Annotated in this window: 29 protein-coding genes; all 29 read left to right on the top strand. The window is 41.3% G+C overall.

Features of this window, described 5'->3' with window-relative positions; all coding sequences use genetic code 11:
- The first annotated feature begins 33 nt into the window (after positions 1 to 33).
- The 29 genes from MKY84_RS10300 to MKY84_RS10160 all read left to right on the top strand — a co-directional run bounded on the left by MKY84_RS10300 (position 34) and on the right by MKY84_RS10160 (position 26,412).
- Positions 34 to 1,392 carry a biotin carboxylase N-terminal domain-containing protein gene (locus MKY84_RS10300; RefSeq protein ID WP_342525917.1) on the top strand — a complete coding sequence of 453 codons (1,359 nt, stop codon included), beginning with the start codon at positions 34 to 36 and terminating at the stop codon, positions 1,390 to 1,392.
- The gene (locus MKY84_RS10295; protein ID WP_342525916.1) at positions 1,389 to 1,601 is read left to right on the top strand and encodes an acetyl-CoA carboxylase biotin carboxyl carrier protein subunit; all 213 of its coding nucleotides are present in this window, start codon (positions 1,389 to 1,391) and stop codon (positions 1,599 to 1,601) included. Before MKY84_RS10300 ends, MKY84_RS10295 begins: the two co-directional genes overlap by 4 nt.
- A 22-nt stretch (positions 1,602 to 1,623) precedes the next feature.
- The gene (locus tag MKY84_RS10290) at positions 1,624 to 3,162 is read left to right on the top strand and encodes an acyl-CoA carboxylase subunit beta (protein WP_342525915.1); all 1,539 of its coding nucleotides are present in this window, start codon (positions 1,624 to 1,626) and stop codon (positions 3,160 to 3,162) included.
- 50 nt (positions 3,163 to 3,212) lie between these two features.
- Complete coding sequence (locus tag MKY84_RS10285; protein ID WP_342525914.1) at positions 3,213 to 4,076, top strand: 2-dehydropantoate 2-reductase; 864 nt, start codon at positions 3,213 to 3,215, stop codon at positions 4,074 to 4,076.
- Positions 4,051 to 4,440 carry a DUF3397 family protein gene (locus MKY84_RS10280; RefSeq protein WP_342525913.1) on the top strand — a complete coding sequence of 130 codons (390 nt, stop codon included), beginning with the start codon at positions 4,051 to 4,053 and terminating at the stop codon, positions 4,438 to 4,440. The genes MKY84_RS10285 and MKY84_RS10280 overlap by 26 nt, the downstream gene beginning before the upstream one ends.
- Positions 4,441 to 4,503: 63 nt before the next feature.
- On the top strand, positions 4,504 to 6,123 hold the full coding sequence (gene bshC / locus MKY84_RS10275; RefSeq protein WP_342525912.1) for a bacillithiol biosynthesis cysteine-adding enzyme BshC: 1,620 nt from the start codon (positions 4,504 to 4,506) through the stop codon (positions 6,121 to 6,123).
- A 191-nt stretch (positions 6,124 to 6,314) separates the two neighbouring features.
- Positions 6,315 to 6,746: a division/cell wall cluster transcriptional repressor MraZ gene (mraZ, locus tag MKY84_RS10270; protein WP_342525911.1), complete on the top strand. Its 432-nt coding sequence runs from the start codon at positions 6,315 to 6,317 to the stop codon at positions 6,744 to 6,746.
- 21 nt (positions 6,747 to 6,767) lie between these two features.
- Positions 6,768 to 7,718, top strand: a complete 951-nt coding sequence (rsmH, locus tag MKY84_RS10265) for a 16S rRNA (cytosine(1402)-N(4))-methyltransferase RsmH (RefSeq protein ID WP_342525910.1) — start codon at positions 6,768 to 6,770, stop codon at positions 7,716 to 7,718.
- Positions 7,719 to 8,078, top strand: coding sequence for a cell division protein FtsL (gene ftsL, locus MKY84_RS10260; RefSeq protein ID WP_342525909.1), 360 nt, complete (start codon positions 7,719 to 7,721; stop codon positions 8,076 to 8,078).
- Positions 8,079 to 8,086: 8 nt separating this feature from the next.
- Positions 8,087 to 10,288 (top strand): penicillin-binding transpeptidase domain-containing protein, encoded by a 2,202-nt coding sequence (locus tag MKY84_RS10255; protein ID WP_342525908.1) that lies wholly within the window; start codon positions 8,087 to 8,089, stop codon positions 10,286 to 10,288.
- A gap of 118 nt (positions 10,289 to 10,406) precedes the next feature.
- Positions 10,407 to 12,218: a penicillin-binding transpeptidase domain-containing protein gene (locus MKY84_RS10250; RefSeq protein ID WP_342525907.1), complete on the top strand. Its 1,812-nt coding sequence runs from the start codon at positions 10,407 to 10,409 to the stop codon at positions 12,216 to 12,218.
- 16 nt (positions 12,219 to 12,234) lie between these two features.
- Positions 12,235 to 13,209 (top strand): phospho-N-acetylmuramoyl-pentapeptide-transferase, encoded by a 975-nt coding sequence (gene mraY, locus MKY84_RS10245; RefSeq protein ID WP_342525906.1) that lies wholly within the window; start codon positions 12,235 to 12,237, stop codon positions 13,207 to 13,209.
- Positions 13,206 to 14,564 carry a UDP-N-acetylmuramoyl-L-alanine--D-glutamate ligase gene (murD, locus tag MKY84_RS10240; protein ID WP_342525905.1) on the top strand — a complete coding sequence of 453 codons (1,359 nt, stop codon included), beginning with the start codon at positions 13,206 to 13,208 and terminating at the stop codon, positions 14,562 to 14,564. The genes mraY and murD overlap by 4 nt, the downstream gene beginning before the upstream one ends.
- A gap of 4 nt (positions 14,565 to 14,568) precedes the next feature.
- On the top strand, positions 14,569 to 15,651 hold the full coding sequence (locus MKY84_RS10235; protein ID WP_342525904.1) for an FtsW/RodA/SpoVE family cell cycle protein: 1,083 nt from the start codon (positions 14,569 to 14,571) through the stop codon (positions 15,649 to 15,651).
- Entirely contained in the window at positions 15,639 to 16,430 is a 792-nt protein-coding gene (locus MKY84_RS10230; RefSeq protein ID WP_342525903.1) for an FtsQ-type POTRA domain-containing protein, read from the top strand. The genes MKY84_RS10235 and MKY84_RS10230 overlap by 13 nt, the downstream gene beginning before the upstream one ends.
- On the top strand, positions 16,405 to 17,109 hold the full coding sequence (locus MKY84_RS10225) for a DUF881 domain-containing protein (protein WP_342525902.1): 705 nt from the start codon (positions 16,405 to 16,407) through the stop codon (positions 17,107 to 17,109). The genes MKY84_RS10230 and MKY84_RS10225 overlap by 26 nt, the downstream gene beginning before the upstream one ends.
- A 16-nt stretch (positions 17,110 to 17,125) precedes the next feature.
- A complete protein-coding gene (locus MKY84_RS10220; RefSeq protein WP_342525901.1) occupies positions 17,126 to 17,842 on the top strand; it encodes a DUF881 domain-containing protein in 717 nt (238 codons plus the stop codon).
- Positions 17,843 to 17,844: 2 nt separating this feature from the next.
- Complete coding sequence (locus MKY84_RS10215) at positions 17,845 to 18,201, top strand: small basic family protein (RefSeq protein WP_342525900.1); 357 nt, start codon at positions 17,845 to 17,847, stop codon at positions 18,199 to 18,201.
- A gap of 91 nt (positions 18,202 to 18,292) precedes the next feature.
- Positions 18,293 to 19,594, top strand: coding sequence for a cell division protein FtsA (gene ftsA / locus MKY84_RS10210; RefSeq protein ID WP_342525899.1), 1,302 nt, complete (start codon positions 18,293 to 18,295; stop codon positions 19,592 to 19,594).
- A 33-nt stretch (positions 19,595 to 19,627) separates the two neighbouring features.
- Positions 19,628 to 20,782: a cell division protein FtsZ gene (ftsZ, locus tag MKY84_RS10205; protein WP_342525898.1), complete on the top strand. Its 1,155-nt coding sequence runs from the start codon at positions 19,628 to 19,630 to the stop codon at positions 20,780 to 20,782.
- Between the two features lie 129 nt (positions 20,783 to 20,911).
- Positions 20,912 to 21,604, top strand: coding sequence for a sigma-E processing peptidase SpoIIGA (locus tag MKY84_RS10200; RefSeq protein WP_342525897.1), 693 nt, complete (start codon positions 20,912 to 20,914; stop codon positions 21,602 to 21,604).
- 11 nt (positions 21,605 to 21,615) lie between these two features.
- Positions 21,616 to 22,317, top strand: a complete 702-nt coding sequence (gene sigE, locus MKY84_RS10195) for an RNA polymerase sporulation sigma factor SigE (protein ID WP_342525896.1) — start codon at positions 21,616 to 21,618, stop codon at positions 22,315 to 22,317.
- A 79-nt stretch (positions 22,318 to 22,396) separates the two neighbouring features.
- Positions 22,397 to 23,170 (top strand): sigma-70 family RNA polymerase sigma factor, encoded by a 774-nt coding sequence (locus MKY84_RS10190; RefSeq protein WP_342525895.1) that lies wholly within the window; start codon positions 22,397 to 22,399, stop codon positions 23,168 to 23,170.
- A gap of 69 nt (positions 23,171 to 23,239) precedes the next feature.
- The gene (locus MKY84_RS10185; RefSeq protein WP_342525894.1) at positions 23,240 to 23,473 is read left to right on the top strand and encodes a PRC-barrel domain-containing protein; all 234 of its coding nucleotides are present in this window, start codon (positions 23,240 to 23,242) and stop codon (positions 23,471 to 23,473) included.
- 53 nt (positions 23,474 to 23,526) lie between these two features.
- Complete coding sequence (locus MKY84_RS10180; RefSeq protein ID WP_342525893.1) at positions 23,527 to 24,204, top strand: YggS family pyridoxal phosphate-dependent enzyme; 678 nt, start codon at positions 23,527 to 23,529, stop codon at positions 24,202 to 24,204.
- 4 nt (positions 24,205 to 24,208) lie between these two features.
- Entirely contained in the window at positions 24,209 to 24,667 is a 459-nt protein-coding gene (locus tag MKY84_RS10175) for a cell division protein SepF (RefSeq protein WP_342525892.1), read from the top strand.
- 19 nt (positions 24,668 to 24,686) lie between these two features.
- On the top strand, positions 24,687 to 24,956 hold the full coding sequence (locus MKY84_RS10170; RefSeq protein WP_342525891.1) for a YggT family protein: 270 nt from the start codon (positions 24,687 to 24,689) through the stop codon (positions 24,954 to 24,956).
- A gap of 80 nt (positions 24,957 to 25,036) precedes the next feature.
- The gene (locus MKY84_RS10165; protein WP_342525890.1) at positions 25,037 to 25,822 is read left to right on the top strand and encodes an RNA-binding protein; all 786 of its coding nucleotides are present in this window, start codon (positions 25,037 to 25,039) and stop codon (positions 25,820 to 25,822) included.
- 80 nt (positions 25,823 to 25,902) lie between these two features.
- The gene (locus tag MKY84_RS10160) at positions 25,903 to 26,412 is read left to right on the top strand and encodes a DivIVA domain-containing protein (RefSeq protein WP_342525889.1); all 510 of its coding nucleotides are present in this window, start codon (positions 25,903 to 25,905) and stop codon (positions 26,410 to 26,412) included.
- Positions 26,413 to 26,689: the final 277 nt, after the last annotated feature.

The following is a 26,689-nucleotide window of genomic DNA, read 5'->3' as shown; positions in this document are numbered from 1 at the left end:
GACTTAGAAAGTGTGGGGAAGGGGAGAAATGTTATGAAACGTATTTTAATTGCGAATCGGGGAGAAATCGCAAGCCGCATTATACGGACCTGCAACAAAATGGGGATTGAGACTGTAGCTGTCTATTCAGAGGCAGATGCAACTATGCCATTTGTAAAACAGGCAACTGTTGCACATTTGATTGGACCTGCGCCAGTCAATCAATCGTATTTAAATAAAGAGGCTATTATAAAAATCGCTAAACAAGAACAAGTGGATGCCATCCACCCAGGCTATGGCTTTTTATCAGAGAATGCTGAATTTGTTCGAGAAATCGAAAAAGCAGGTATTCGTTTCATCGGTCCATCAGCTGACACGATTGACAAGATGGGTGACAAGATTGCTTCTCGTGAGACGATGAAGCAAGCGAATGTGCCGGTGGTTCCAGGAACAGAAGTCGGGCTATCCACAGCAGAAGAAGCAGTTGCTTTTGCAAACGCAATAGGATACCCAGTCATGCTGAAAGCTTCTGCTGGTGGAGGCGGTATTGGGATGGTCAAATGTGAAAACGAGCAAACGCTCGCTCAACAATTTACTGGTATCAAAACGCGCGCTAAAAATTATTTTGGCAATGATGCCGTATTTGTTGAAAAATTTATAGATCCTGCCCGCCATATCGAAGTGCAGATTTTTGGGGATGCGCACGGTTCGGTGTATCACTTATATGAGCGCAATTGTTCCGTTCAACGAAGAAACCAAAAAGTGATTGAAGAAGCTCCTTCACCTGCATTGTCAGAAAAAACGAAACAAGAGCTATATGCAGCGGCAGTAAAAGCAGCTGAAGCTGTTCAGTATAAAAATGCGGGCACCGTCGAATTCATTATGGACGAACAAGAAAACTTTTATTTTCTTGAAATGAATACGCGGTTGCAGGTGGAGCATCCCATTACAGAGTTAATTACCGGTCAAGATTTAGTTGAATGGCAATTACGCACCGTTATGGGTCAATCTCTTCCAATCACAAGCCAAGAAGATTTGGAGAGCCATGGTCATGCTCTTGAGTTTCGACTTTATGCAGAAGATTCGGACCGTTTCATGCCATCACCTGGAAAACTTGAGAAACTTGTTTTTCCGGAAGGTGAAGGAATTCGAATCGATTCTGGTTATGAAGAAGGCACTAACGTGACACCTTATTATGATCCGATGATTGCAAAGATTATCATATCAGGTGAAAGTCGTGAGCAAGCACTGGAGCGCGCGAAAGTGGCGTTGCAGCAACTCGATGTACAAGGCGTGAAGTCAAATTTAGCTTTTTTCCAGTCGTTCCTAAACTACGCACCTTTTGAAGAGGGTGTTTATGCTACGAACGTTATTGATCTTTATAGAAAACAAAAAATGGAGGAATCACAATGAAAACACTCGTTTCATCAATGGCAGGTACAGTATTTACTTTAAACAAAGCGGTTGGAGAAGAAGTAGTAACAGGGGATGTTGTACTTGTTCTTGAATCTATGAAAATGGAAATCCCGGTTGAATCAGATCAAACGGGTAAAATTGCTACAATTCTTGTTGCTGAAGGCGATTTTGTCAATGAAGGAGATACTCTCGTAACTTTCGAATAAGACAACTTAGGGGGAGATGGGCATGGTTACAAAACCATACAATGAGCGTCTAGAAGAAAAAGTAGCAACGATTTTTGCAGGGGGTGCATCTAAATACCATGACAAAATGAAAGAGCAAGGTAAATTATTTGTGCGCGATCGTTTAGCTCTTTTATTTGATGATGGGGTTTATAAAGAAGATGCAAAGTTCGCTAATTCAGAAGCGGGAGATTTGCCGGCAGATGGGGTGGTCACAGCGACAGGAAAAGTTGGCGGTCAGATGGTCTGTGTGATGGCAAACGACTCGACAGTCAAGGCTGGTTCATGGGGTTCACGAACTGTTGAAAAAATTATTCGTATACAAGAAGTCGCTGAAAAAAATCGCTTGCCTTTACTCTATTTAGTAGACTCAGCGGGGGCTCGAATAACTGACCAATTAGATATGTTCCCTAATCGTCGTGGAGCGGGTCGCATATTCCACAATCAAGTCAGATTATCAGGGTTTATCCCGCAAATCTGCTTGCTCTTTGGACCATCAGCAGCGGGGGGAGCTTATATTCCGGCATTCTGTGACATCGTAGTCATGGTTGATGGCAATGCGTCCATGTATTTGGGCTCACCACGTATGGCAGAAAAGGTCATCGGAGAGAAAGTGACGTTAGAAGAAATGGGTGGAGCCCGCATGCACTGTACAGTGAGTGGTTGTGGGGATGTTCTAGCAGAAAGCGAAGAACAAGCTATTGAAATGGCAAAGTCATACTTAGCGCTCTTTCCCGCAAACTTCTTAGAGAAGCCTCCAGTACTTGAGGCAGTGAATCCAAAAGTTGGACGTTCTCTAGAAGAAATCATTCCTGAAAATCAAAATGCTCCATTCGATATGTATGAGGCAATTGATCAGTTGATTGATGAAGGCAGCTTCTTCGAAATTAAGAAACTCTTTGCAGCTGAACTAATTACAGGACTGGCGCGAATTGATGGGAAACCGGTCGGCATAATTGCTAATCAACCAAAAGTTAAAGGCGGCGTATTGTTTATTGATTCGGCAGACAAAGGAGCTAAATTTATATCCTTGTGTGACGCATTCCATATTCCATTGTTGTTCTTAGCTGATGTTCCTGGCTTCATGATTGGAACGAAAGTGGAACGTGGTGGGATTATCCGTCATGGTGCAAAACTAATTGCGGCTATGAGTTCAGCTACTGTGCCAAAAATCTCTGTTGTTGTACGCAAAGCGTATGGAGCAGGCCTTTATGCAATGGCTGGTCCTGCTTTTGAACCAGATGTCTGTTTGGCACTGCCGACTGCGCAGATTGCTGTAATGGGACCTGAAGCAGCTGTTAATGCCGTCTATTCGAATAAAATCGAGTCCATTGAAGATCCGAAAGAAAGACTTGCTTATGTGCAAGAGAAACATGCAGAATATAAAAAGGAAATTGATATTTACAAACTGGCGTCAGAAATGATTGTTGATGAAATCATCGCCCCGTCTCAGCTTCGTCAAGAACTGGTAGATCGGTTGGCTCTTTATGAAACAAAGGATATCCCAGCGCCACCACGTAAGCATCCTGTATTTCCTGTATAAATGGTCTACCCCTTGGGGTAGGCTTTTTTCTCACTAAAGGAGGTGGGCATGTGAAAATTGCTATAATTGGAGCGGGTGCAGTCGGGCTTTTAACCGCCAAAGTGTTAGAAGACAAAGGGCATGATGTCACACTGATTGTCAGAAGTCCTAAAGAAGGCCCTGTATTGTTTCAAACTACTGCTGGCGAAGTGCAGTTAGTCGCTTTCAAATTAACGACTGATTGGGAGTTGATTGCACAGATGAACTTAGTCATCGTCGCAACGAAGACCTATCATTTGAATGGAATCCTCTCGCAATTGATGGCAGTTACTTGTCCCATACTATTTCTACAAAATGGACTAATTAAAGATCAAGTGGAACAAACCCTTGATTGTTCTCGCGTTTTATATGGTAGTGTGGATCATGGAGCTCTATTAGAGGGAGATATGCTGATGCACATGGGAGAAGGAACCATACGTTTTGGAGGAAATGAAAAATTTCGTCACAGTTTAAATGAACTCGCTCCTGCTTTGATTTGGGAAGACAAAATCGAAGATATTCTCTTTCGCAAAGCGATTTTAAATACGCTCATCAACCCATTGACGGCATTAGTCGATGTGCCGAACGGAGAGCTGTGGTCTAACCAAGACTTGCAACGTGCGGTCATCTCTCATTATGATGAGTTACATATGGCATTTCCAGAAGTCGAGCAACACGTCACTTTAGACGAAGTATTTGAGCTAATTAAACGTACCCGACTAAATTCATCCTCTATGCGTAAAGATGTTTTGCAGGGCTCTCAAACAGAAGCTTCAGCAATTCTACTTCCTTTAATCGAGCGCGCAGAGAAGGCCAATAGGTATTTGCCCATCACCTCATATTTATTCCAACTGATTCAATCTAAAAGGAGTGAGAACCATACAGAGCGTCCTTAGCATTTTAATTTTGTTCCCTGTTCTTGTTTTTTTAAGTGTATGGTTTGTTGCAAAGGCTGCGAGAGTCCGAAAGAAGAAGAGGACTAGGCTGGCTGCTGACAGTACTACGATTGTTTTGTTTTTTGCAGTCGCTCTTCTTTTTGACTGGCTAGGTGTTCCCAATGCTTTTACAAACTTGTTGTTATTCTTATTGTTTATTGCCATTATTTTTATCCTTGTATTATGGAAAAATAAGAGCGATGTGGGACCAAGTATCGTTTTTCGAATCCTATGGCGTATTTATTTTTTAGTACTTTCCATTCTCTATTTCTTAGGTTGGCTGATAGGGTTGTACCGATCTATTTCTCTTTATGTAAGCGGATAGTTTTAATTAGAGATAATCTTTTGCTATACTCGTATACGTATTGAACTCAGAAGAGGTGTCCTTATGAACGTAACCACACATCCACAGCCAAAAGCTTCGGATTTTTATTCTACATATACTTCAAATTTCTCCAGCTTAGATCAGTATTTTACGTATAGCTGGGACAATAACGACTGGACGAAACGGTTTGAAGAACTGTCTTATCCAGCAGAGCGTAGAGAGCAGATGGTTGCTACTATTCGCGAAGGCATGAAGTCTGTAACTCTAAGCAATCAACAAACAAAGAATCTACAACTATTAGCTGAAGGTGCTTCTGTTACAATTGCTGGTCAACAGACTGGTCTGCTAACGGGACCCATTTATTCGATCCATAAAGCAGTAACCGCTATTCATCTTGCTAAGCAGATGACTGAAACTTCTGGAAAACCGGTTGTGCCTATTTTTTGGATGGCTGGCGAAGACCACGACATTTTAGAAGTAAATCACTTCTTCATTGAAAAAAACCGAGACGTCTCCAAGCTTTCGCTTAGTGTGGAACAACTTTCAACAGAAATGGTAGCCAATCGACAAATCGATCAAGCAGAAATGAAGGGTTTACTGAGCCAAGCATTTCATGAACTACCAGAAACCCCTTACACAAAAGAACTTTGGACTTTCTTAATTGAACTTTTGGATGAACATAACTCCTATAAAGAGTACTTCTTGCATGCATTTCAACATTTCTTTGCTCGATATGGACTGTTATTTGTAAATTCTTCAGATCATGCCATGCGAGAACTAGGAAAACCTTTCACTAAATTGCTAATTGAGCGCAATGAAAAAGTTCGTCAAGCGGTCTATCACACAGAACAGATGCTTGCAGAAGAAGGATACGGGTTTCCGATTCAGTGTCGCTTAGAAAATGCCCATTTATTTTATGTGAAAGATGACCATAGATATTTACTAGAGGCGACTGAAACAGGATTTGCTAATAAGGAATTAAACCAAAATTGGACAGCACAACAATTATTACATGAAGTTGAAGAGAATCCATCTGTTATTAGTCATAATGTTGTCACGCGACCGTTGATGCAGCAATTTTTATTTCCTGTGCATAGCTTTATTGGAGGTCCTGGTGAAATTGCGTATTGGGCACTCTTGAAGGATGCCTTTGCGGCAGTTGATTTGAAAATGCCAATCGTCACGCCTCGATTCAGTATCACTGTTCTTCCACTTTCTATTGAACAGAAAATGAAAGACTTAGGTGTTACTCTTGAAGACGCTTGGAACGGTTCTATTCCAACACTTATGCATGAATTTATTGATCAACAAAAAGACAAATCGATTGTTTCAGAAATCAAGCAGATGAACGAGTGGTTGGAACATAAATATCAAGATTTGACATCTGTTTTGCAGCAAGAAGATATTTCACTGGACCCACTTCTTGAAAAAAACAAAGCGCTTCACAAACGTCAGTTCACTTTCCTAGAACAACAAATTGAGGATGTCTACATGAGACGTTTTGATTCACATGTGGCTGCCTACAAAGCAGTTGAAAATGAATTAGTACCTGCAGGGTCTCTTCAAGAAAGAATTTATTCACCACTTGCTTACCTTAACAAGTATGGTTTTGAAGTGATTGATCGTTTAGTAGAAGTGCCTTATAAATTAACAGCAGAGCACTATGTTGTGCATATGAATTAAGTCGCCTATGGCGGCTTTTTTTGTGGGTTTAGAAATAGTCAATTGCTTTTTCGTGATTACAAAAGTCCGCCAAAATCGGTTCACTAGCAAGTTATCTAGTACTTTTGAATTTTTTTGATTACTTTCTAGAAAATTGGTGGAGGAAAGTGGGGGATTGTGGTATGTTTAGTTCATAAAGTGGGGTGAGTAGCATGTTCATGGGAGAATATCAGCATTCGCTCGATGCAAAAGGACGCTTGATAGTGCCTGCAAAGTTTCGCGAGCACTTGGAAGGCAACTTTGTTATCACACGCGGACTAGATAACTGCCTATTTGGCTACCCTATGGATGAATGGCGAAAACTCGAAGAAAAATTAAAACAGCTCCCCATGACAAAGAAAGATGCTCGTGCATTCACACGATTCTTCTTTTCAGGTGCTACGGAAGTGGAGATTGATAAGCAAGGGCGCATTATGCTACCTGCTAATCTTCGTGACTATGCAAACATGGAGAAAGAATGTGTCGTGCTAGGCGTCTCTAGTCGCTTTGAAATTTGGGCGAAGGATGCTTGGGAAGGCTATGCTGAAGAATCTGAAGAGTCATTTAATGAAATTGCTGAGAACATGATCGATTTTAATATTTGATAGACCGAAGGAGTGAATCGTTTGTTCAACCATACAACCGTATTACTTACAGAAACAGTCGATGGTTTGGCGATTCGACCAGATGGTAAATACGTAGATTGCACACTTGGTGGCGCTGGCCACAGTGAATATTTAGTCAAACAACTAGGTCCCGAAGGTCACCTGTATTGTTTTGATCAAGACACAACTGCACTAGAAAATGCTAAAGACAAATTAGCACCCTACATAGATCGCGTTACCTTTATTCATTCAAACTTTCGGTATTTACAAGAAGAGTTACTTAAAGTCGGTGTCACGGAAGTGGACGGCCTACTTTATGATTTAGGCGTGTCATCTCCACAACTGGATACACCTGAACGTGGTTTTAGTTACAACCACGATGCACCACTTGATATGCGCATGGATCAAAGTAGTGAATTAACAGCCTATCACGTTGTCAATGATTGGCCCTATGAAAAATTAGTTAAAATCTTTTTCCGTTACGGAGAAGAAAAATTCTCTAAGCAAGTTGCGAGAGAGATTGAACGAGCTCGAGTTCAACAACCGATTGAAACTACATTCGATTTGGTCGATTTAATCAAACGAGGCATCCCTGCTGCAGCAAGAAGAACAGGTGGACATCCTGCAAAAAGGATCTTCCAAGCGATTCGAATTGCAGTCAATGATGAGTTAGGTGCTGCGGAAGATTCTTTAGAAGAAGCTATGAAGTTGTTGAAACCAAACGGTCGAATCGCAGTGATCACATTCCATTCACTTGAAGATCGCTTAGTGAAGACGATGTTCAAGGAATCTGCTAGTTTGCCAGAGCTTCCACCGAATTTACCAATGATCCCACCAGAACTGCAACCTAAATTTAAACTGGTGACTCGAAAACCAATCCTGCCAAGTGAACAAGAACTGGCTGAAAACAATCGTTCACGATCTGCTAAGCTACGTATCCTTGAAAAAATTGACGAGAAAGGGAGTTTTTAAATGGCGCTACGACAGTATCAAAACCAACCACAACCGCAGAATCCTACCGTACCTCATACATATCCAACCCCTGTCAAACGAAAGCAGATAATTTCAAAGGGGGAAAAAATGTTGCTAGCAGTATTTGTGGCAACATGCGCGATTTTGATGGTCTTCATCGTACAAACACACTCAGAAGTTCGAGCGGTGGATGTGGCTATACAACAAATGGAGCGTCAAATTGATACCGTTAACCGTGATAACACAGACCTTGAAATCCAAGTTGCAGAACTTTCAAGCTATGAACGCATCTGGCTGAAAGCAAAAGAACTAGGCTTAACATTAAATGAGAAAAATGTGAAGGTTGTGTCTGGTGAATGAACAAAAAAGTGCGTTTTCGATGGGGAGCCTTCCTACTGTTTTTACTTTATGGAGGGCTCTTTTTCCTATTATTAGGTAGATTTATCTACATTCAAGTCACGGGAGAAGTAAATGGGGAAGTATTGCAGCAACGTGCAGAAGATAAATATAGCCGTTCACAACTACTAGAAGCCCACCGAGGAACCATTCAAGATCGAAACGGACAGGTCATAGCGGAAGACACGCTGAGCTATAAAATTTATGCAGTCGTAAGTGAAGAAGCTACAGCTCACGCCTATGACCCTCGTCACGTTTTAGATGTGGAAACAACCGCTCAACAATTAAGTGAGCATCTTGATCTGACAAAAGAAGAAATTGCCACGGTTCTTCAAAATGGAATCGATAATGAACGCTATCAGGTAGAGTTTGGTGCACAAGGTCGCGACATTTCTAACCAAGAAATGAAAGAAATCGATGCACTAAATCTTCCGGGGATTGAGTTCGAGAAAGATCTGAAGCGTCTCTATACAAATGGCCGTTTTGCGTCACATCTTATTGGATTTGCGATTAAAGAAGACTTAGAAGACAGTAGAAGTCGTTTGGTTGGAAAAATGGGTCTTGAACGCATTTATGACGAGTTATTAACGGGAACGCCAGGAACTCTTGAATACCAGACAGACCGTGGTGGGTTGTTGCTGCCATCTTCGGATAAATTGATTACTGAACCGAAGCATGGAGCAGACGTTTTGCTTACAAATGATAGAACCATTCAAAATTTCTTAGAAGAAGCAGTTTCAGATGTTCAAGAAATGTATGAACCTGAAAAAATAACAGCACTAGTTGTAAAAGCAGACACTGGTGAAATCTTAGCAATGACTCAGCGACCTACATTTGACCCTAATACTCGTGAAGGACTTACGACGAACTGGTTAAATGAAAGTGTGGAGAATACAATTGAGCCAGGTTCAACCATGAAGATCTTTACACTGGCAGCTGCTATTGAAGAAGGTAAGTGGGATCCTAACGCCTGGTATAAATCCGGTTCGTATAAACTTCTTGACCGTACTATTTATGACCACAATGTGGATGGGTGGGGAACCATCACTTATCTAGAAGGTTTCCAACGTTCTTCGAATGTTTCGATGGCTTACTTGCTCGAAAAACTAGGGGACGAAACGTTTATTAATTACATCAAGGAATTCGGTTTTGGAGAAAAGACCGGAATTGATTTACCAGGGGAAGCAACGGGAATCATTAGTGATCGCTACCCGATAAATCGACTTACAACTACGTACGGTCAAGGAACGACTGTTACGCCGCTACAGCTCGTGCAAGGGATGACGGCTATCGCTAATGAGGGGACCATGTACCAACCGTTTATTATAGATAAAATCATCGACCCGAACACCGGTGAAGAATTATTAAATCATGAGCCTGTAACAAAAGATTCACCAATCTCTGCTGCAACGGCCAATCAAGTGAAAGATATTCTAGCGAGTACCGTGACAAGTGAAAAAGGAACGGCGCAAAAGTTCAAACTAGACTCTTACACTTCAGCTGGTAAAACGGGTACTGCTCAAATACCTGACCCGAACGGCAATTATCTCTGGGGTCGTCAGTTATTCTTGTATTCATTTTTAGGAATGGCACCTGTAGAAGATCCTGAATTAATCGTCTATGTGGCTGTCCATAAACCAAAAATTGAAGCAAGCGAAGTGGGGTCTGACCCGACTTCATATATTTTCAACTACGTAACTGAAAACGCTCTTAAGTATATGAATATTTTACCGAATGAATCAACAGAACGACAAATTGTTGAAGTGAAAAACTATCAAGGACAAGAAGTCAGTGAAGTTCAATCTAGTTTGCAGGCGCAAGGACTTGAAGTCATTCCAGTAGGTCAACAAGGCAAAGTATCTCAGCAGTTCCCTGAAGGTGATACAACACTCATCACAGGCACAAAAGTATTCTTGAAAGCTGAAGGCGATATCATTTTGCCTGACATGACAGGGTGGTCTTCTCGTGAAGTGATGATTTTTAAAGAATTCACAGGTCTTCCTATTGAAGTTACTGGTACTGGTTTCGTTGTTCGTCAGAGTATTACAGCAGGATCTACTGCAACGGCGGATGCACCAATCGTGATTGAACTTGGAAATCCCGAAGAAGTCTATAACAATGAACCGATTGAAATGGAAGGTGAACCTGTAGAAGAGCCAGTTGAAGGGGAATAACCTTCTCTCCTTGTCATAAAGTAGGGCAGGAGGTTATTTTATACCAAGACTCTTAGCAGGACGTACCAAATTTCTCGTTGGTAGTGTATTACTAGTCTTTCTAGCCATTCTGCTCAAAGTGCTGTATATTCAAATTTGGCAATATGACTTGTTGACGGATAAAGCCTATGACAGTTGGAATCGTCAATTACCTCAAGTTACTGAGAGAGGCATGATTATTGATCGGAATGAAGCGATTTTAGTAACAAATGAACTGAAACCTACTCTTTATGTCATGCCAGGGCAGTTGGATTCTCCAGATGCCTTGATCGAGGAACTGCAAAAATTATCAGGTTTGCCGGATTCCGTTATTCGAAAAGAAGTGACACGCAAAAGTTTTTTGAATGAGCTGCGCAAAACAGCTGCTGCTCTGACACAAGAGCAATTAGTGGATTTACAAACAAAAGGGTATGAAGGTCTGTATGTGACCATTGATTTTAAACGAGCCTATCCTTATTCTAAAATGCTAGCACCAGTCGTTGGTTTCGTAGGAGCAGACGGCCAAGGTCTGGCTGGACTGGAGTATATGTACGACTCTGTATTAACTGGGGAAGATGGCAGTCTAGAAATGTATACCGACGCCAAAGGAAATCGTATGAACCACTTTTACGATCAATGGAATTCTGGACAACGTGGGTATCATCTTCAGTTAACGATTGATCGCACCATTCAACAACTGCTTGAGGGCAAATTGCAACAAGCAATGGAGACGTATGATGCCAAACAGGCTGTCGGAATTGTCATGCAGCCACAGACAGGTGAATTATTGGCGTTAGCTTCATTGCCTACATTTGATCCCGGTAACTTTCACAAAGAGAGTGCCGATGTCATCTACAAAAACTTGCCAGTCACGATGACATTTGAACCGGGGTCAACATTTAAAATCATCACGCTCAGTGCGGCCTTGGAAGAGGGGTTAGTTGATTTACACGATCACCACTTTCATGATCCAGGTTATCGCATGGTGGCGGGGCATCGCTTGCGTTGCTGGAAGCGTGAAGGGCACGGTTCGCAGACGTTTATGGAGGTAGTAGAGAATTCTTGTAACCCTGGATTCATGGAACTCGGTGAACGCTTAGGTCCCGACAAATTGCATGACTATATTGTGGATTTTGGTTTTGGTTCATCTACACAATCTGGTCTGGCAGGGGAGCAAAACGGGATTCTCTTCTCGAAAAACAGCTGGGGTCCTCTTGAACAAGCAACGACTGCTTTTGGACAAGGGATTGCCGTTACTCCGATTCAACAAGTGACAGCAATTGCAGCTGCCATTAATGGAGGATATCTTGTAAAACCTTATCTTGTTTCAAAAACAGTCGATCCAAGCACTCGAGAAACGGTCGCTGAAAATTTTCCTACGATTCTTCGGCGTGTGATATCGGAAGGAACATCAGAGCAGGTTCGACTTGCATTAGGAGAAGTTGTTGCCCATGGCTCTGGTAATAAGGCCTACCGCTCTTATACTTCAATTGGTGGGAAGACGGGAACCGCGCAAAAAGTGGAGAATGGGAAGTATATTGACGGAGAGTACATTGTCTCGTTTATTGGGTTTGCTCCTGTCGACGAACCCGAATACTTAATTTATATTGCAATTGATGCACCGCAAGGTCCCAGTCAATTTGGTGGAACTATAGCGGCGCCAATAGTGGGTGAATTGTTTGAAGCGATTGCTGAAGACTCCCCACGCATTCATGAAAAAGAATTGGCATGGGATGATATGCCGGAAAAAAAAGTTCCCCTACTCGTGGGACAAACAAAACAAGACATCACACAACAACTACATGAATTTAAACTGATTTGGCATGGCGATGGTACAAAGATAATTGATCAACTGCCTAAAGATGGGGAGTTGGCAAAACCACCTTATCTGATCCATCTCTATACTGATTAACTAAAGGAGCTTCACTATGTCACTCGTATTAATTGTCGCAACAATCGCACTCGGTTTTGCTATTACAGCAGTACTTGCACCTCTATTTATTCCCTATCTTCGTCGAATGAAATTCGGTCAGAGTATTCGAGAAGAAGGTCCACAGTCCCATCAGAAAAAAACTGGGACACCAACCATGGGTGGACTTATCTTCTTAGTATCCATTGCACTGACTACACTTTTAATTTCGTACTTTTTCGAAATGATCACAACACAGACAGTTGTTCTACTACTAGTGCTTGTTGGTTTTGGAGTACTTGGTTTTTTAGATGATTTTATTAAAGTAGTTATGAAACGCAATCTTGGACTGACATCCCTGCAAAAGTTACTTGGACAAATTCTGATTGCGATTGTTGCCTACTTCTTACTGCAATTAGGTCCTTTCGATACGGCTATTACGATTCCTTTCACAACTTGGTCAATTGACTTTGGAATTTTCTATGTTGCATTTATCGTATTTTGGTTGGTTGGTTTCTCGAATGCAGTGAATCTAACGGACGGATTAGATGGCCTGGTCAGCGGTACAGCTTCTATTGCATTTGCCACATTTGGAATTTTTGCTGTTCTCTACAACCAAAATGATGCAGCTATTTTTGCCTTTGCCGTTACAGGTGCATTATTAGGATTTTTACTGTTTAACAAGAATCCTGCAAAAGTATTTATGGGTGATACAGGCTCACTTGCACTAGGTGGAGCCCTCGCTATGTTATCGATTATTTTGAAGCTTGAACTCCTTCTCCTTTTTGTTGGAGTCATCTTCGTTATAGAAACAGCTTCCGTAATTCTTCAAGTGATAAGTTTCAAAACAAGAGGGAAACGGATCTTTAAAATGAGCCCGATTCATCACCATTTTGAACTATCAGGTTGGTCAGAACAAAAAGTAGTATACGTATTTTGGACAGTCGGCTTTGTTGCGGCTTTCGCAGTGCTAGTGTTGGAGGTCATGGGATGAAAACAGTAAAAGAACTTTACCATCAAAAAGTACTTGTTTTAGGTCTTGCTAAAAGTGGGACAGCTGCCGCTGAAATGCTTCATGAACTCGGAGCATTCGTCACAGTAAATGATTCCAAACCATTTGAAGAAAATACGCAAGCGCAAGAGTTGTTAAAACAGGGGATGACCGTTATTTGTGGAAGTCACCCAGAAAATTTGCTCGATGAAGGCTTTAGTCTAATTGTCAAAAATCCTGGGATTCCTTACAATAATCCGGTCTTACAAGAAGCGATTAAAAGAGAAATACCTATTTGGACAGAAATTGAATTAGCTTACCGAATTAGTGAAGCACCAATGATCGGAATTACAGGTTCAAATGGAAAGACGACAACAACGACATTACTTTGCGAGATGCTTGAAAAAGGTCCTTTAGAGCCACTAGTTGCTGGGAATATTGGCACGGTTGCAACTACTGTAGCCAAGGATGCAACAAAAAATAATGTAATCGTAACAGAACTGTCATCGTTTCAGCTCATGGGTACTGTAAAATTAAAACCTTCGATTGCAATTATTACTAATATTTATGAGGCACACCTGGACTACCACACAGACCTCGATGAATACATCGAAGCAAAATTAGCAATTGCTAAAAATCAAACGGAGCAAGACTTGCTTATTTACAATGCCGAACAGCCTTTATTAGCACAACGCGTGAAGTCACTTAACGCGACTCCAGTGCCATTCTTCGTGTCTAGCCGACAGTCTGAAGGTATCAGTGCAGATGCAGAGTGGGTGTATTGGAAAGGGGAAGCGCTTTATAAACGTGATGAAATAAGACTGCCTGGAAAGCACAATCTTGAGAATGTATTAGCAGCGACAGCAGCGGCATTGTTAGTAGGTGCTCCACTGGAACAAATTCGAGCAACCGTAGCAAGCTTTGCTGGTGTCAAACACAGAACGCAATACGCGGGCGAGTGGCAAGGACGTCTTTTCTATAACGACTCGAAGGCAACAAATGCTTTGGCTACCAAGAGTGCTTTAGAAGGGTTTTCACGCCCTGTTATTCTTTTAGCTGGTGGTAAAGAACGTAATCACTCATTCGATGAGTTAATTCCCTATCTTCCGACGATTAAAGCGATTTGTCATTTTGGAGAGACGGCACCGCGCCTTCAACAATTTGCAGAGCTTCATAATGTACAGGCCTATTCTTTCCCTACATTGACAGCGGCATTTGAGAAGTCAATTGAACTATCTGAGCCAAATGACGTCTTGTTATTATCGCCTGCTTCTGCAAGTTGGGATCAATACGAGAGCTTTGAAATTCGTGGCGATGAATTTTTACGATTGTTTAAGGATTTAGAAACGAAGGGATGAAGCTGTGCAATTTGAACAAGCAAAGCGAACAATTGGCTTTGTCAGCGGACTATTAACATGTCTTGGCATTTTTTATATTGCCAGTGCTAGCAGTTATTGGTCCGCCGTTCATTACCCGAACAGTTTGCCATTTTGGATCAAGCAGAGTATTTTTGCAGTGCTTGCAATTGTGTTATTTAAAGTCGTGCAGCTAATAAAATTAGACTATCGTACAGTTGTCTTCCTCTATTTTGCGGGACTGCTGGTAGCCTTAACTGTCTGGTTACCTGGGTTGAGCGTTGTACGAAATGGTGCACGTGGTTGGATTACACTAGCCGGTTTCTATTTTCAGCCTGCCGAACTTACAAAAGTAACTACTCTTTTATTCCTGTCACATTTACTGTCTTTTAAAACACCACTCATCAAGCAGTTAATCGTTCTGGGTATTCCTAGCACACTGTTCATGCTGCAGCCAGATTTTGGGTCAACTTTTTTATTAGTCGCTACCTACTGTGCTTTATTGTTTGTCACAGGGCTCTCCATGCGCTTAATACTGCTTGGCATCGTCTCAGCTGTTCTTGGTCTTGTAGCGTTAATAGCCACGGCACCCTACAGGTTAAAAAGGATAACGGCGTTTTTAGACCCATGGGAAGATCCGTTAGGTGCAGGTTTTCAAGCAATTCAGTCCTTGTTGGCTATAGGTCCTGCGGGATTTACAGGATGGGGATTTGGCAATTCAAGACAAAAGCTATTGTATCTTCCTGAACCTCAAAATGATTTTATCTTTTCGTTGATTATCGAGGAAAGCGGTTGGCTGATGGCGGCCTGTATTTGTTTTTGTTATGTACTGTGGGGCAGAAGTGCGTATACATTAGCAAGCTATCACTTACAAACGGTGTATGGAATTCAAATTGCTGCACTGGCTTTATTGCTTCTCATTCAAACCTCAGTAAATCTAGGTGTCGTGACAGGTTTGCTTCCCGTTACGGGTGTAACACTTCCGTTTATAAGTTACGGAGGTTCGTCATTGGTAAGTTGTTGGGTTGTGACAGGTTTGATCATCGCTATCTACAAACAAGGAAGGGAGGCAGAAGAATGGAAAAACTAATTGACATCGAAGATCGCATTCCAGCACTACGAAAAAGAAGAAAACGTAGAATGACACTCACCTTTTCTATTCTTCTGTTTCTTTTTTTCACGGCTCTTTTTCTAGTACTCTACTTACAATCTTCTATAAGTAAAATTCAAGTGCTCACTATTCAAGGAACACAAGTGACGGCGCATGAAGAAGTTGAGACTTTGTCCACTTTGCAAAAAGAAGAGTCATTGTGGTCATTTCGAGCATCGGCGATCGAACAAAAGATTACGGAGCATCCTGCCATCGAGTCTGTCACGGTAGTTAGGAAGCGCTGGTCTGAAGTAGTTATTACCGTCACCGAGTTTGAGCCTATAGGTTTTCGGACTTCTGAGGAGACACTGCTAATTCTTGAAAATGGAGAACAAGTCGCCTCTAATTTGGCAGGAAGTACGTTTGGACCGGCGATTGAAGAGTTCGAAGAAACGCAAGTGGAAAGCAGAATAGTGAAGGAATTAGGGGAGCTGACACAACAAATACGGATGTTAGTTTCTGAAGTAACGTCTACTCCAAGTGATTCTGACCCTAACCTTGTCACGTTATTTATGAATGATGGCAACACGGTAATAGTAAGCGCTCTCGATTTTTCAGAAAAACTGTCTTACTATCCAGCGGTTCTGCAACAAATTCCTATTGGACAAAAAGGCATTGTCGACATGGAGGTCGGAACATTTTTTGAGAGTTATGACAGCATATACGGCGGAAAGGGAGAAGAGCTGGTAATTGATGAACAACAAGAAGAAGTCGAATAGAGGGAAGATTTTGCTGTCGCTTGTTAGTTTGACACTTGGCTTCATTTTGGCCTTTAGTTTCAGCCTCTCTCAAAAGCGCGCAGAATCTGAACTTGATTCGGCCACATACGGTCAAACAGAAAGTGTAAGACAGGAATTGATTGCTCAAAAAGAACGCAATAAAGAACTTTCAGAAGAATTACAAAGTGTTCAAACTAAAATTCGTGAATTTGAACAGCAAGCCGGAGCAAATACATCCTCTCTAGAAGAACTGGTAAAGACAGCGGAGGCTTTGCGTCTGCTGACTGGAGAAGTCGATGTCACTGGATCAGGTTATCGAGTAGAGTTGCAAGACGGTGAGTATGATCCCAATCAAGTGAATCCCAATGATTATATTGTGCACGAAGGTCATGTCTACATGGTGATCAATGAATTGAAGATAGCCGGAGCAGAAGCCGTCAGTGTGAATGGAAAACGTATTCACGAGACCAGTTACATCAGATGTACGGGACCAGTGATTACAATAGACGGTGAAACATTTCCAGCGCCATTTGTAATTGAAGCGATTGGGAACTCTACGACCCTGGCGGAAGCTGTTGAATTGCCTGGAGGAATATTAGATCAATTGCGTGGCCAACAGATTCGTATCGAGACCCAAAAATTGAATGAACTCGTGATGAACTCTGAGCATGCAGAATAAAGGAGCGATGATGCGTATGAAAAAAGGAATTTCACGGTTTACCATCATTCTCTTTGTAATTGGATTTATGCTCTCCGTTCAGTACAATACCATTCAAAATCCTGAACAGAGGGATACACGAGATGTCTGGGAAATTCGCAAAGAATTAGCGGCAGAGACGGAGTATCATTCGGAATTGTTGAGCCGCATTCGGGAAGCCGAACAGACAGCGGAGAAATATGAGACTTCTGAAAGTGAACGTCCTGAACGACTAGTCGAACAAACTATCGAGCAACTTAGACATGAGATTGGGCTGGATGAGTATCAGGGGGCGGGGGTTATCATTACCGTCAAACCCTCAGAAGAGGCGATGGCATTTGGACTAACGATCAATCCAGTTTCTCCTGATTTACTTGTGCGTTTTGTAAACGAAATGAATCATTTTCAAGCACGGGCTATTGAAATTGACGGTAAGCGATTAATTTATAATAGCGCTATCCGCACAATCAATGGTCGAACGACAGTCAATACGCTTCCCATTCAATCTGCTCCTTTCGAAATAAAAATAGCAACAGACTCTGTTGAAAGTACGGAACGGTTACTCGCTCAAGTTCAAGCAAGTGGTCTTGCGGATGATTTTTATTTAGATAACTACGAGCTTGAAATGACGGAGGCGCTGGATGAGCTAGTTATTTCTGGTTATGACCAACCGGTAACTGTCACGCACTTATCAGAATGGAAGGAAGGAGAGTAACCATGTGGTTGCCTTTACTCGGTTTACTACTGGGCATCTCGCTCGGTTTTATGACGGATTTTCAAATACCCACTGCCTATGAAAACTATCTTTCAATAGCTGTTTTGGCAGCGCTTGACACGTTGTTCGGTGGGATTCGCGCCCAATTGCAACAGGTTTATGATGACAAAGTATTTGTTTCAGGTTTTTTCTTCAACATCTCGTTAGCAGCAGCTCTTGCATTTTTAGGAGTCCACTTAGGTGTTGATCTGTATTTGGCAGCTATTTTTGCTTTTGGGGTCCGTTTATTCCAAAACATCGCGGTCATTCGCCGCATTCTTTTATCACGGTTTTCAGAAAAAAATGCAACCGCCAAATAAAATAATTGTTTGACTAGTAAGAAACATTTAGACTTTACAAGGTCTTTACTCTAAAATGAGAAGTATATACCTTTTTAGGAGGTGCCACAATTTGAATTCATCAGAATTGTATGTATCACTTGATATCGGATCTTCATCCATAAAAGTGGTCATCGGAGAAATTAACAATCAAATTATTCATATTATCGGAGTAGGTAATGCAAAGTCGACAGGAATCCGTAAAGGAGCAATCGTTGACATTGATGCTACTGTTCAATCAATCAAAAAAGCTATTCAAGAGGCAGAACGTATGGCTGGAATGGAGATTCGAGAAGTCGTTCTTGGCATTCCTGCAAATCAAGCTTCTATTCATTACGTGAAGGGCGTCGTAGCCGTTCAATCAGAAGACAAAGAAGTTACAGGAAAAGATTTAGAACGGGTCTTGGATTCAGCTAAAGTGATGTCTATCCCACCAGAGCGAGAGTATCTGAATATCATTCCCGTACAATATGTACTAGATGGTGTTGAAGAGATTAGTGATCCACGTGGCATGATTGGCACTAGACTTGAAGTAGATGCCAACATGATTACGACGTCAAAAACGATTTTACATAATCTCCTGCGATGTGTAGAACGTGCAGGACTTCAGATTCGAGAAATCTACTTACAACCACTTGCAGCTGGGCAATTTGCGCTGAGTGAAGATGAACGCAATCACGGTACAGCGTACATTGACATTGGTGGAGGAGCGACGACTATCTCGGTTTTCCGTGATGGCCATTTAACGCATACTACCGCGCTTCCAGTTGGTGGAGACCACATTACCAAAGATTTAAGTATTGTTCTGAAAACACCTACGGAACATGCAGAGCAGATTAAACGTCAATATGGACATGCATTCTATGACGACGCTTCAGATGATGAACTTTTTGAAGTACCTGTAATCGGTGCGGACATGAAAGAGCAGTACTCTCAAAAGTATATTGCTGAAATCATTGGGGTCCGTTTAGAAGAATTGTTTGAGATGATCATGGAAGAATTATACCGTATTGGTGTAAGAGATCTTCCAGGTGGTATTGTATTAAGTGGGGGAGTCGCTAAACTCGAGGGACTATCACAACTTGCCCGTCATGTGTTACAAACGCGTGTGCGCATTTACACACCTGATTATATTGGCGTACGTGAGCCACAATTCTCGACGGCAATTGGTTTAATTCAATACATTTACAAAGAGGATTTATACTATGGATTGTCGAATACTACATCAAGCGCAGTAGCTGCTCGTCAAGATACAGCCATGAAACCAAAAACAAAACAAAAAGTAAAAACAAAATCAACTGATGAGTCGAATGACGAGCCGAAAGAAAGTGGCATGACGAAAGTTAAGCAATTTTTTGACCGGTTTTTCGAATAACTGAATCGGCAATCTAACATAGGAGGCAATTGCATGTTACATTTTGAAACAAATGATGAATCTTTAGCAATTATCAAAGTAATTGGAGTTGGCGGCGGCGGTAACAATGCTGTTAACCGAATGATCGAACATGGGGTACAAGGTGTCGATTTTATTGCAGTCAACACAGATGCGCAAGCATTGAATATGTCAAGAGCACCTGTCAAGCTACAAATTGGTGGTAAGTTAACACGTGGTCTAGGCGCAGGAGCTAATCCTGAAGTCGGTCGCAAAGCTGCTGAAGAAAGCAAAGAGCAGATTGAAGAAGCTCTACGTGGAGCAGATATGGTATTTGTCACTGCTGGAATGGGCGGAGGTACAGGTACAGGTGCTGCACCAGTAATTGCACAAATTGCAAAAGAACTAGGTGCATTGACTGTTGGTGTTGTTACACGTCCATTCACATTTGAAGGACGCAAACGTTCTACACAAGCAATTGGTGGTATTTCTATGATGAAGGAAGCTGTCGATACTTTAATCGTTATTCCAAATGATCGTCTTCTTGAAATCGTTGATAAAAATACACCAATGCTTGAAGCCTTCCGTGAAGCGGATAATGTTTTACGTCAAGGTGTACAAGGTATCTCTGATTTGATCGCTGTACCAGGATTAATCAACCTTGATTTTGCTGATGTAAAAACAATTATGTCTAACAAAGGTTCAGCCCTTATGGGAATCGGTATCGCTTCAGGTGAAAACCGCGCAGCTGAAGCAGCTAAAAAAGCAATCTCAAGTCCACTTCTTGAAACGTCTATTGATGGAGCTAAAGGTGTGTTAATGAATATTACTGGTGGTTCGAATCTGTCACTATTTGAAGTGCAAGAAGCTGCTGATATTGTCGCTTCTGCTTCTGATGAAGAAGTGAATATGATTTTCGGATCGGTTATCAATGATGACCTAGATGATCAAATTGTTGTTACTGTGATTGCGACTGGATTTAACGAAGAGATCCTTGTTCAGCGTCAACCACGTATGACAGGTGGCGGTGCTAAGCGTCCAGCTGCAACACCACCTCCATCAGCAACTCCACAACGCGAAACGCGTTATGAAGAAGAGCCAGTTCAAGAGCAACGTCCACAACAGCCATCTTTTAAAGAAGAAGATGCTTTAGATATTCCGACATTCTTGCGTAATCGCAACCGTCGTTAATTTAAACAAGGAAGCCCCGTCTCAAAAGAGATGGGGCTTTTTGTCGTCAAATAAATAAAAACGCCTCACTAGTCCGACAAACTTTTTCTCCAAGGTCCTGTAAAGTAGGCAAAGAAGGGAGGGGAAACGGTGTACATTGAATGGATGGTTGTACTCAATAGTCTACTGACCTATACAACACTTCGAGCAACAGCCAAACTTCTATTACTTGAACTATCAGGCTTTCAAAGTATGTTACTAGTTCTGTTATCTATATCTTTCTTTTGGTGGCCCTTACTCAGTTTAGTAGGAATGGGCATTGTCATCGTCGTGCAAATGAAAGGAAATGCACAATTGATTGGTAAATATATTCTTATCGTATGCCTCGTAACTTTAATCATTGGTGGATGTGTCCAATTAGCTAGCTCTTCTATAATGATGACAAGTTTTGTTTTACTCACCTTATTGCTAGTAGTTCGAATAGGCAGAAGTTTATTTATTTCTTCTCACGCCTTTCAACACGTCCATGAGATAAAAGTAGGTAACTTGCAGCTCAAAGCTTATTGGGACAGCGGAAACTTATGTAGGGAGCCACTCTCGTCATTGCCTGTTCACTTTATTAGACAAGAAGTTGTAGCCGAGCATCCCCATATGTTTCAACAATCTTGGCGCCAAGTGGCAACGGCAACAGTAGCGAAAGGAGAATCCTTTACTCTTGTGAAGCCATTAGTTCCGATTTATTGCCAAGGTAAACCACTCCCACCTTGTTATTTAGCTCCTATTGCGAAAACTACTCTGCCTTTCGAATCAGATATTCTTTTACACAACTTTATTTATAATTAAGGAGGAAACGGATGAACTGGTTAAAAAGAGGGATAACATGGCTAGTTGCTAAACTATTCAAGCAGAAAGTATTTTACATTGGTCAATCTGACTCGCTGCCGACACCCCTGACTCGTGAACGGGAAGCTGCCCTGGTGCAACTTGCCAAACAAGGTGATGGCCATGCTAGAGATTTATTAATTGAACATAATTTACGCTTAGTAGTGTATATTGCAAAGCGTTTTGATAATACAAAAACAAATATGGAAGATCTGATTAGTATTGGTTCTATCGGGCTCATTAAGGCAGTGGAAACGTTTAATGCAGAGAAAAACATTAAATTGGCAACCTATGCATCTCGCTGTATAGAAAATGAAATTCTCATGCATCTTCGGAAGACAAACAAACAAAAAACAGAAGTATCGTTCGACGAGCCACTAAATTCAGATGCAGACGGCAATGAGTTATTATTGTCTGATATCCTAGGGACAAGTGAAGAGATAGTAGTGGATGATGTGGAACGGAAGCTCAACCAACAGCAAATCTTTCAAGCTATATTAAATCTCACGGATCGAGAAAAATATATTATGGAATGTCGCTATGGCTTAACGGGTGGAGAAGAGATGACTCAGAAAGAAGTCGCAGATCATTTAGGAATTTCCCAATCTTACATTTCAAGACTTGAAAAGAAAATTATCTACCGCCTACAATCAGCTTTGAAAGTTTCGGGATAATCTGGCAATTTTAGAGGACGCATAAATTTCAAAACAACGACCACACTGTTTGTATGACTAACTAGCAGGAGTGGTTCATGTGTCTGGAGTTAAAGTAACAATTGCAGGTATTGATACAGCTACACTACCAGTGCTCACTCACCAACAAATGATGGTTTATTTCAAACAATATCAAGTGGGAGATCTAGCTGCAAAGGAAGAGCTGGTGCTTGGAAATCTTAGACTAGTTTTGAGTCTCGTCCAGCGTTTTGCAGGAAGAGGAGAATCTCCAGAAGATCTCTTTCAAGTAGGCTGTGTTGGTTTGATCAAAGCCATTCAAAATTTCGACTTAAAGCATCAAGTACGTTTTTCAACGTATGCAGTTCCTATGATCATTGGAGAAATGAAACGGCATTTACGAGAAAAACATCCATTGCGTATAGCACGGTCCTTGAGAGACATCGCGTATCAAGCACTGACCGCCAGGGAAGAGTTGATTCGGGAATTTGGCTACGAACCTACAATCAAAGACATTGCTGCCCGCCTAGAAAGAAAAGAGGAAGATGTATTGTTTGCCCTTGATGCCCTTCATGAACCGATGTCACTACATGAGCCTTTGCATCAAGATTCAGGAGAGTCCGTTTACTTTATGGACCAATTGAAAGATAACAATACCTCAGAGGACTTGTGGACAACCTTCATGTTATTAAAAGAGAGACTTAAGCACCTGAGTAGTCGTCAGTTACAAATCCTTCAACAACGTATTTTTCATGGGGCCACACAAGTTGAACTTGCAACTCGCTTCAATCTTTCACAAGCACAAGTTTCTCGGCTTGAGAAAAGTGCCTACACACTATTACAAAGTGACCTTTAACCCGCCATTTCCTGGCGGGTTTTGTGTTGTTTGTTGGGTGAGTGACATAGACTGTTGTGAGGTGACTATATGTATTTTTCACAGCTACAGCAAAAAATGCTTCTTGAACAAACGAGTGGGACCGTCATTGGCTATATTGAAGATGCCGTCATTAATAAAGACACGGGGAAAATCGAAGGATATGTGGTCGGGAAAACGACTAAAATGTTTCAAAAAGTTTCATCGGAAAGAATCGTGCAAGTAACGGATATTACATCAGTAGGGTCAGACTTCATCTTTATAAGATTGACCGGCATTGATTAAACGCCTAGGGATTGGTACAATTAACAAAACACATTGCAAAGTTGGGAACGTCTATGATTCAATTACAAATTCAACAAATACAGGATAAAATTAAACTTGCTAAAGAACGTTCAGCTGCAAGTGCTAATTCTGTTCAAGTGATTGCAGTAACAAAACAATTATCTATAGAAAAAACACAAACTGTGATAGAGTCTGGACTTCTTCACTTGGGAGAAAATCGACCACAAAGCTTTTTAGAAAAAGTAGAGGCCTTAGACAAAAAAATCTCTTGGCATTTCATTGGATCCTTGCAGACGCGTAAAGTTCGTGATGTGATCGATCACATTAATTATCTCCACTCGTTAGACCGTATGAGTTTAGCAACTGAAATTCAAAAGAGAGCATCTCAACCAGTTCGCTGCTTTATTCAAGTGAATGTATCTGGGGAAGAGTCTAAGCATGGATTACCTATGCAAGAAGTACAGGATTTCATAAATGCTATTAAAGAAATGGACCGTATCGTGCCAGTTGGTTTCATGACAATGGCACCACTTAATGCTTCACCAGAGGCTATTAGAATCCAATTCAAAACGTTGCGTGAATTACGGGATGACCTTATTGCTGAAAAGGTAGTGGGGGAATCATTCACTGAACTTTCCATGGGGATGTCGGACGATTATGAAATTGCTGTTGAAGAAGGCGCCACTTATGTAAGAATCGGAACAGCACTAGTAGGAAGCTTAAAGGAGTGAGACGATGAAAAAATGGTTCAATACATTCTTTGATATGGATGAAGAAGAGGAGCAAGAGATGCAATCAAAATCTAAACCTGAACAACAAGAAGAACGTCCGAAACAACAACCCGTTAAATCGATGCGTGACCGAAAAATTTCTAGTGCTTCAGCAGCAGCCACACCTCAATTGGTGAGCATTCAAAATGTACAAAAGTCTTCAAAAGTAATTTTGATTGAACCTCGTGTTTACGCAGAGGCTCAAGATATCTCAGAGCATTTAAAAGGAAAACGTGCGGTTATTGTCAATCTTCAACGAATTGACAAAGAACAAGGAATCAGAATTATCGACTTTTTAAGCGGAACAGTGTACGCTTTAGGTGGAGATATTCAGCGCATTGGTACAGACATCTTTCTTTGCGCACCAGATACTATTGAAGTAGATGGAGCAATCTCTGACTACTACTACGATGAACATCAATAAGTAAGGAGAATTGCCTTTCATGACAGTATCATTACTTTTAGGAATTATAGCTTTATTGGTTCAAATATATGTATTCATGATTATTGGCTATATTTTATTATCATGGATACCGAGCCTGCAACAATCGGCTATCGGTCAATTTTTAGCGGCAGCAGTTGAACCCTATCTATCTATTTTCCGACGAATTATTCCACCAATTGGTGTGATTGATTTGTCACCAATCATTGCAATTTTCGCTTTGCAAATTGCTCATACTGGAGTTAGACAAGTTATTTTCTGGTTAATTTAATAAAAATTGAAGCGCCCCATGAGCTAGTAGCTCTGGGGCGATTTTCAACTTATCAATTATACGTACGGGAGCGGACGATTATGGACAGCATATTTCAACATTTTCGAAAAGAAGAGCAGCCCTTTATTGAGGCGATGATCAGTTTAACACGAGACGTCGAAGACCGATATGCTCCAAAACTGACGGACTTTTTAGATCCTCGCCAACGCTTTATTCTACAGACTCTTTCACAACAACGTGATTTGCAGGGTTTTGAGTTTGGTGGGTTTGAGCAGGGTGAACGCAAACGAGTTCTCGTTGCCCCATCCTATTATGAACCGTTGCAAGAGGATGCCTTAATTCAATTAGTAAAAGTGACGTATCCCATCAAATTTGTGACGTTAAAACATTCAGATGTTTTAGGGGCTTTGATGTCTTTAGGGTTAGACCGTTCAAAGTTTGGCGATATCCGTCTTCAAGACGGTGTGGTTCAAATTGCAATGGCTGCAGAAATTTTGGACTATGTAAAAACAAATTTAACGTCAATCGGCAAAGTGAAGGTGCAAGTAGAGGCGATTGAAGAAACTGAAGTATTGCTACATGAACCAGAGGAATATGTGGAGGAACTTCATATTGTTAGCTCCATGCGCCTTGATACAGTGCTAGCTTCCGCATGGAATATTTCCCGGCAAAAAGCGGCTGCTTTTATAAAGGGCGGTAAAGTAAAAGTGAATTGGTCTGTTGTAGAGGACATCTCTTTTTCGCTCAATGAATCTGATATGATTTCTTTACGGACATTCGGACGTTTTCAAGTAGGATTGGTTGAGGGCCGTACTAAAAAAGAAAAAATTCGATTACAGCTTGCCAAGTTAGAGCAAAAAAATTGAGTTTTTATGAAATTCTACTGATTTCCTAGAGGTACAACGGTATAATACTAATAGCGACACTTAATAAAGGAGCTGTAAATATGCCATTAACACCTTTAGATATTAACCAAAAGGTCTTTAGTAAATCCTTTCGCGGGTATAGTGAAGATGAGGTCAATGAATTTCTCGAGCAGGTTATGAAAGATTTTGAGACATTATTACGTGAGAAAAAAGAATTAGAATCACAATTAAAATCGACGACAGAGCGTGTGGGACATTTTACAACGATTGAAACAACCCTTCAAAAATCGATTGTTGTTGCTCAAGAAGCAGCAGAAGAAGTGCGTCGCAATTCTCAAAAAGAAGCGAAGCTCATTGTTAAAGAAGCAGAGAAAAACGCTGATCGTATTCTTAACGAGTCGTTAACAAAAGCTCGTAAAATAGCACTTGAAATTGAAGAGCTTAAGAAGCAATCTAAAGTATTCCGCAATCGTTTTAAAATGTTAGTGGAAGCTCAGCTTGAACTAATTAATACCGATGATTGGGACCATTTGATGGAGACAGACGTGGATACAACTTCGCTTGATCGTGTTACAGCAGAAGAAGTCTAAACATCTTGACGATACATACAACAGTCATTATAATAAGCACATAGAAAAAGGCATCGATAAAGACGGTTGTTTTGAGGGAAGCTTAGCGATCCGGGGATTGGTGAAAGCCCGGACTACTTTCAAGACTAGAGCCCATCACTTTAGAGCCGAGATAGTGACCAGTGTCAGTATCTTCGTTCGACCACGTTACGGTCATCTAAGTGGCAGAGCAATCTGCAATTAGGGTGGTACCGCGAAAATCTTCGTCCCTTTGTCCAGGGGCGAGGATTTTTTGTTT

This window comes from Chryseomicrobium sp. FSL W7-1435, from assembly GCF_038595005.1.
GTDB lineage: Bacteria > Bacillota > Bacilli > Bacillales_A > Planococcaceae > Chryseomicrobium.
Note: the sequence above shows the minus strand (reverse complement) of the source record. Positions and strands in the feature narration are given on the sequence as shown.

Excerpts from the sequence above, each read along its gene's own strand:
- MKY84_RS10300 (WP_342525917.1), top strand. The coding sequence starts at position 34 with ATGAAACGTATTTTAATTGCGAATCGGGGAGAAATCGCAAGCCGCATT.
- MKY84_RS10295 (WP_342525916.1), top strand. The coding sequence starts at position 1,389 with ATGAAAACACTCGTTTCATCAATGGCAGGTACAGTATTTACTTTAAAC.
- MKY84_RS10290 (WP_342525915.1), top strand. The coding sequence starts at position 1,624 with ATGGTTACAAAACCATACAATGAGCGTCTAGAAGAAAAAGTAGCAACG.
- bshC (WP_342525912.1), top strand. The coding sequence starts at position 4,504 with ATGAACGTAACCACACATCCACAGCCAAAAGCTTCGGATTTTTATTCT.
- mraZ (WP_342525911.1), top strand. The coding sequence starts at position 6,315 with ATGTTCATGGGAGAATATCAGCATTCGCTCGATGCAAAAGGACGCTTG.
- ftsL (WP_342525909.1), top strand. The coding sequence starts at position 7,719 with ATGGCGCTACGACAGTATCAAAACCAACCACAACCGCAGAATCCTACC.
- mraY (WP_342525906.1), top strand. The coding sequence starts at position 12,235 with ATGTCACTCGTATTAATTGTCGCAACAATCGCACTCGGTTTTGCTATT.
- murD (WP_342525905.1), top strand. The coding sequence starts at position 13,206 with ATGAAAACAGTAAAAGAACTTTACCATCAAAAAGTACTTGTTTTAGGT.
- MKY84_RS10230 (WP_342525903.1), top strand. The coding sequence starts at position 15,639 with ATGGAAAAACTAATTGACATCGAAGATCGCATTCCAGCACTACGAAAA.
- MKY84_RS10225 (WP_342525902.1), top strand. The coding sequence starts at position 16,405 with ATGAACAACAAGAAGAAGTCGAATAGAGGGAAGATTTTGCTGTCGCTT.
- MKY84_RS10220 (WP_342525901.1), top strand. The coding sequence starts at position 17,126 with ATGAAAAAAGGAATTTCACGGTTTACCATCATTCTCTTTGTAATTGGA.
- MKY84_RS10215 (WP_342525900.1), top strand. The coding sequence starts at position 17,845 with ATGTGGTTGCCTTTACTCGGTTTACTACTGGGCATCTCGCTCGGTTTT.
- ftsZ (WP_342525898.1), top strand. The coding sequence starts at position 19,628 with ATGTTACATTTTGAAACAAATGATGAATCTTTAGCAATTATCAAAGTA.
- sigE (WP_342525896.1), top strand. The coding sequence starts at position 21,616 with ATGAACTGGTTAAAAAGAGGGATAACATGGCTAGTTGCTAAACTATTC.
- MKY84_RS10185 (WP_342525894.1), top strand. The coding sequence starts at position 23,240 with ATGTATTTTTCACAGCTACAGCAAAAAATGCTTCTTGAACAAACGAGT.
- MKY84_RS10180 (WP_342525893.1), top strand. The coding sequence starts at position 23,527 with ATGATTCAATTACAAATTCAACAAATACAGGATAAAATTAAACTTGCT.
- MKY84_RS10175 (WP_342525892.1), top strand. The coding sequence starts at position 24,209 with ATGAAAAAATGGTTCAATACATTCTTTGATATGGATGAAGAAGAGGAG.
- MKY84_RS10170 (WP_342525891.1), top strand. The coding sequence starts at position 24,687 with ATGACAGTATCATTACTTTTAGGAATTATAGCTTTATTGGTTCAAATA.
- MKY84_RS10165 (WP_342525890.1), top strand. The coding sequence starts at position 25,037 with ATGGACAGCATATTTCAACATTTTCGAAAAGAAGAGCAGCCCTTTATT.
- MKY84_RS10160 (WP_342525889.1), top strand. The coding sequence starts at position 25,903 with ATGCCATTAACACCTTTAGATATTAACCAAAAGGTCTTTAGTAAATCC.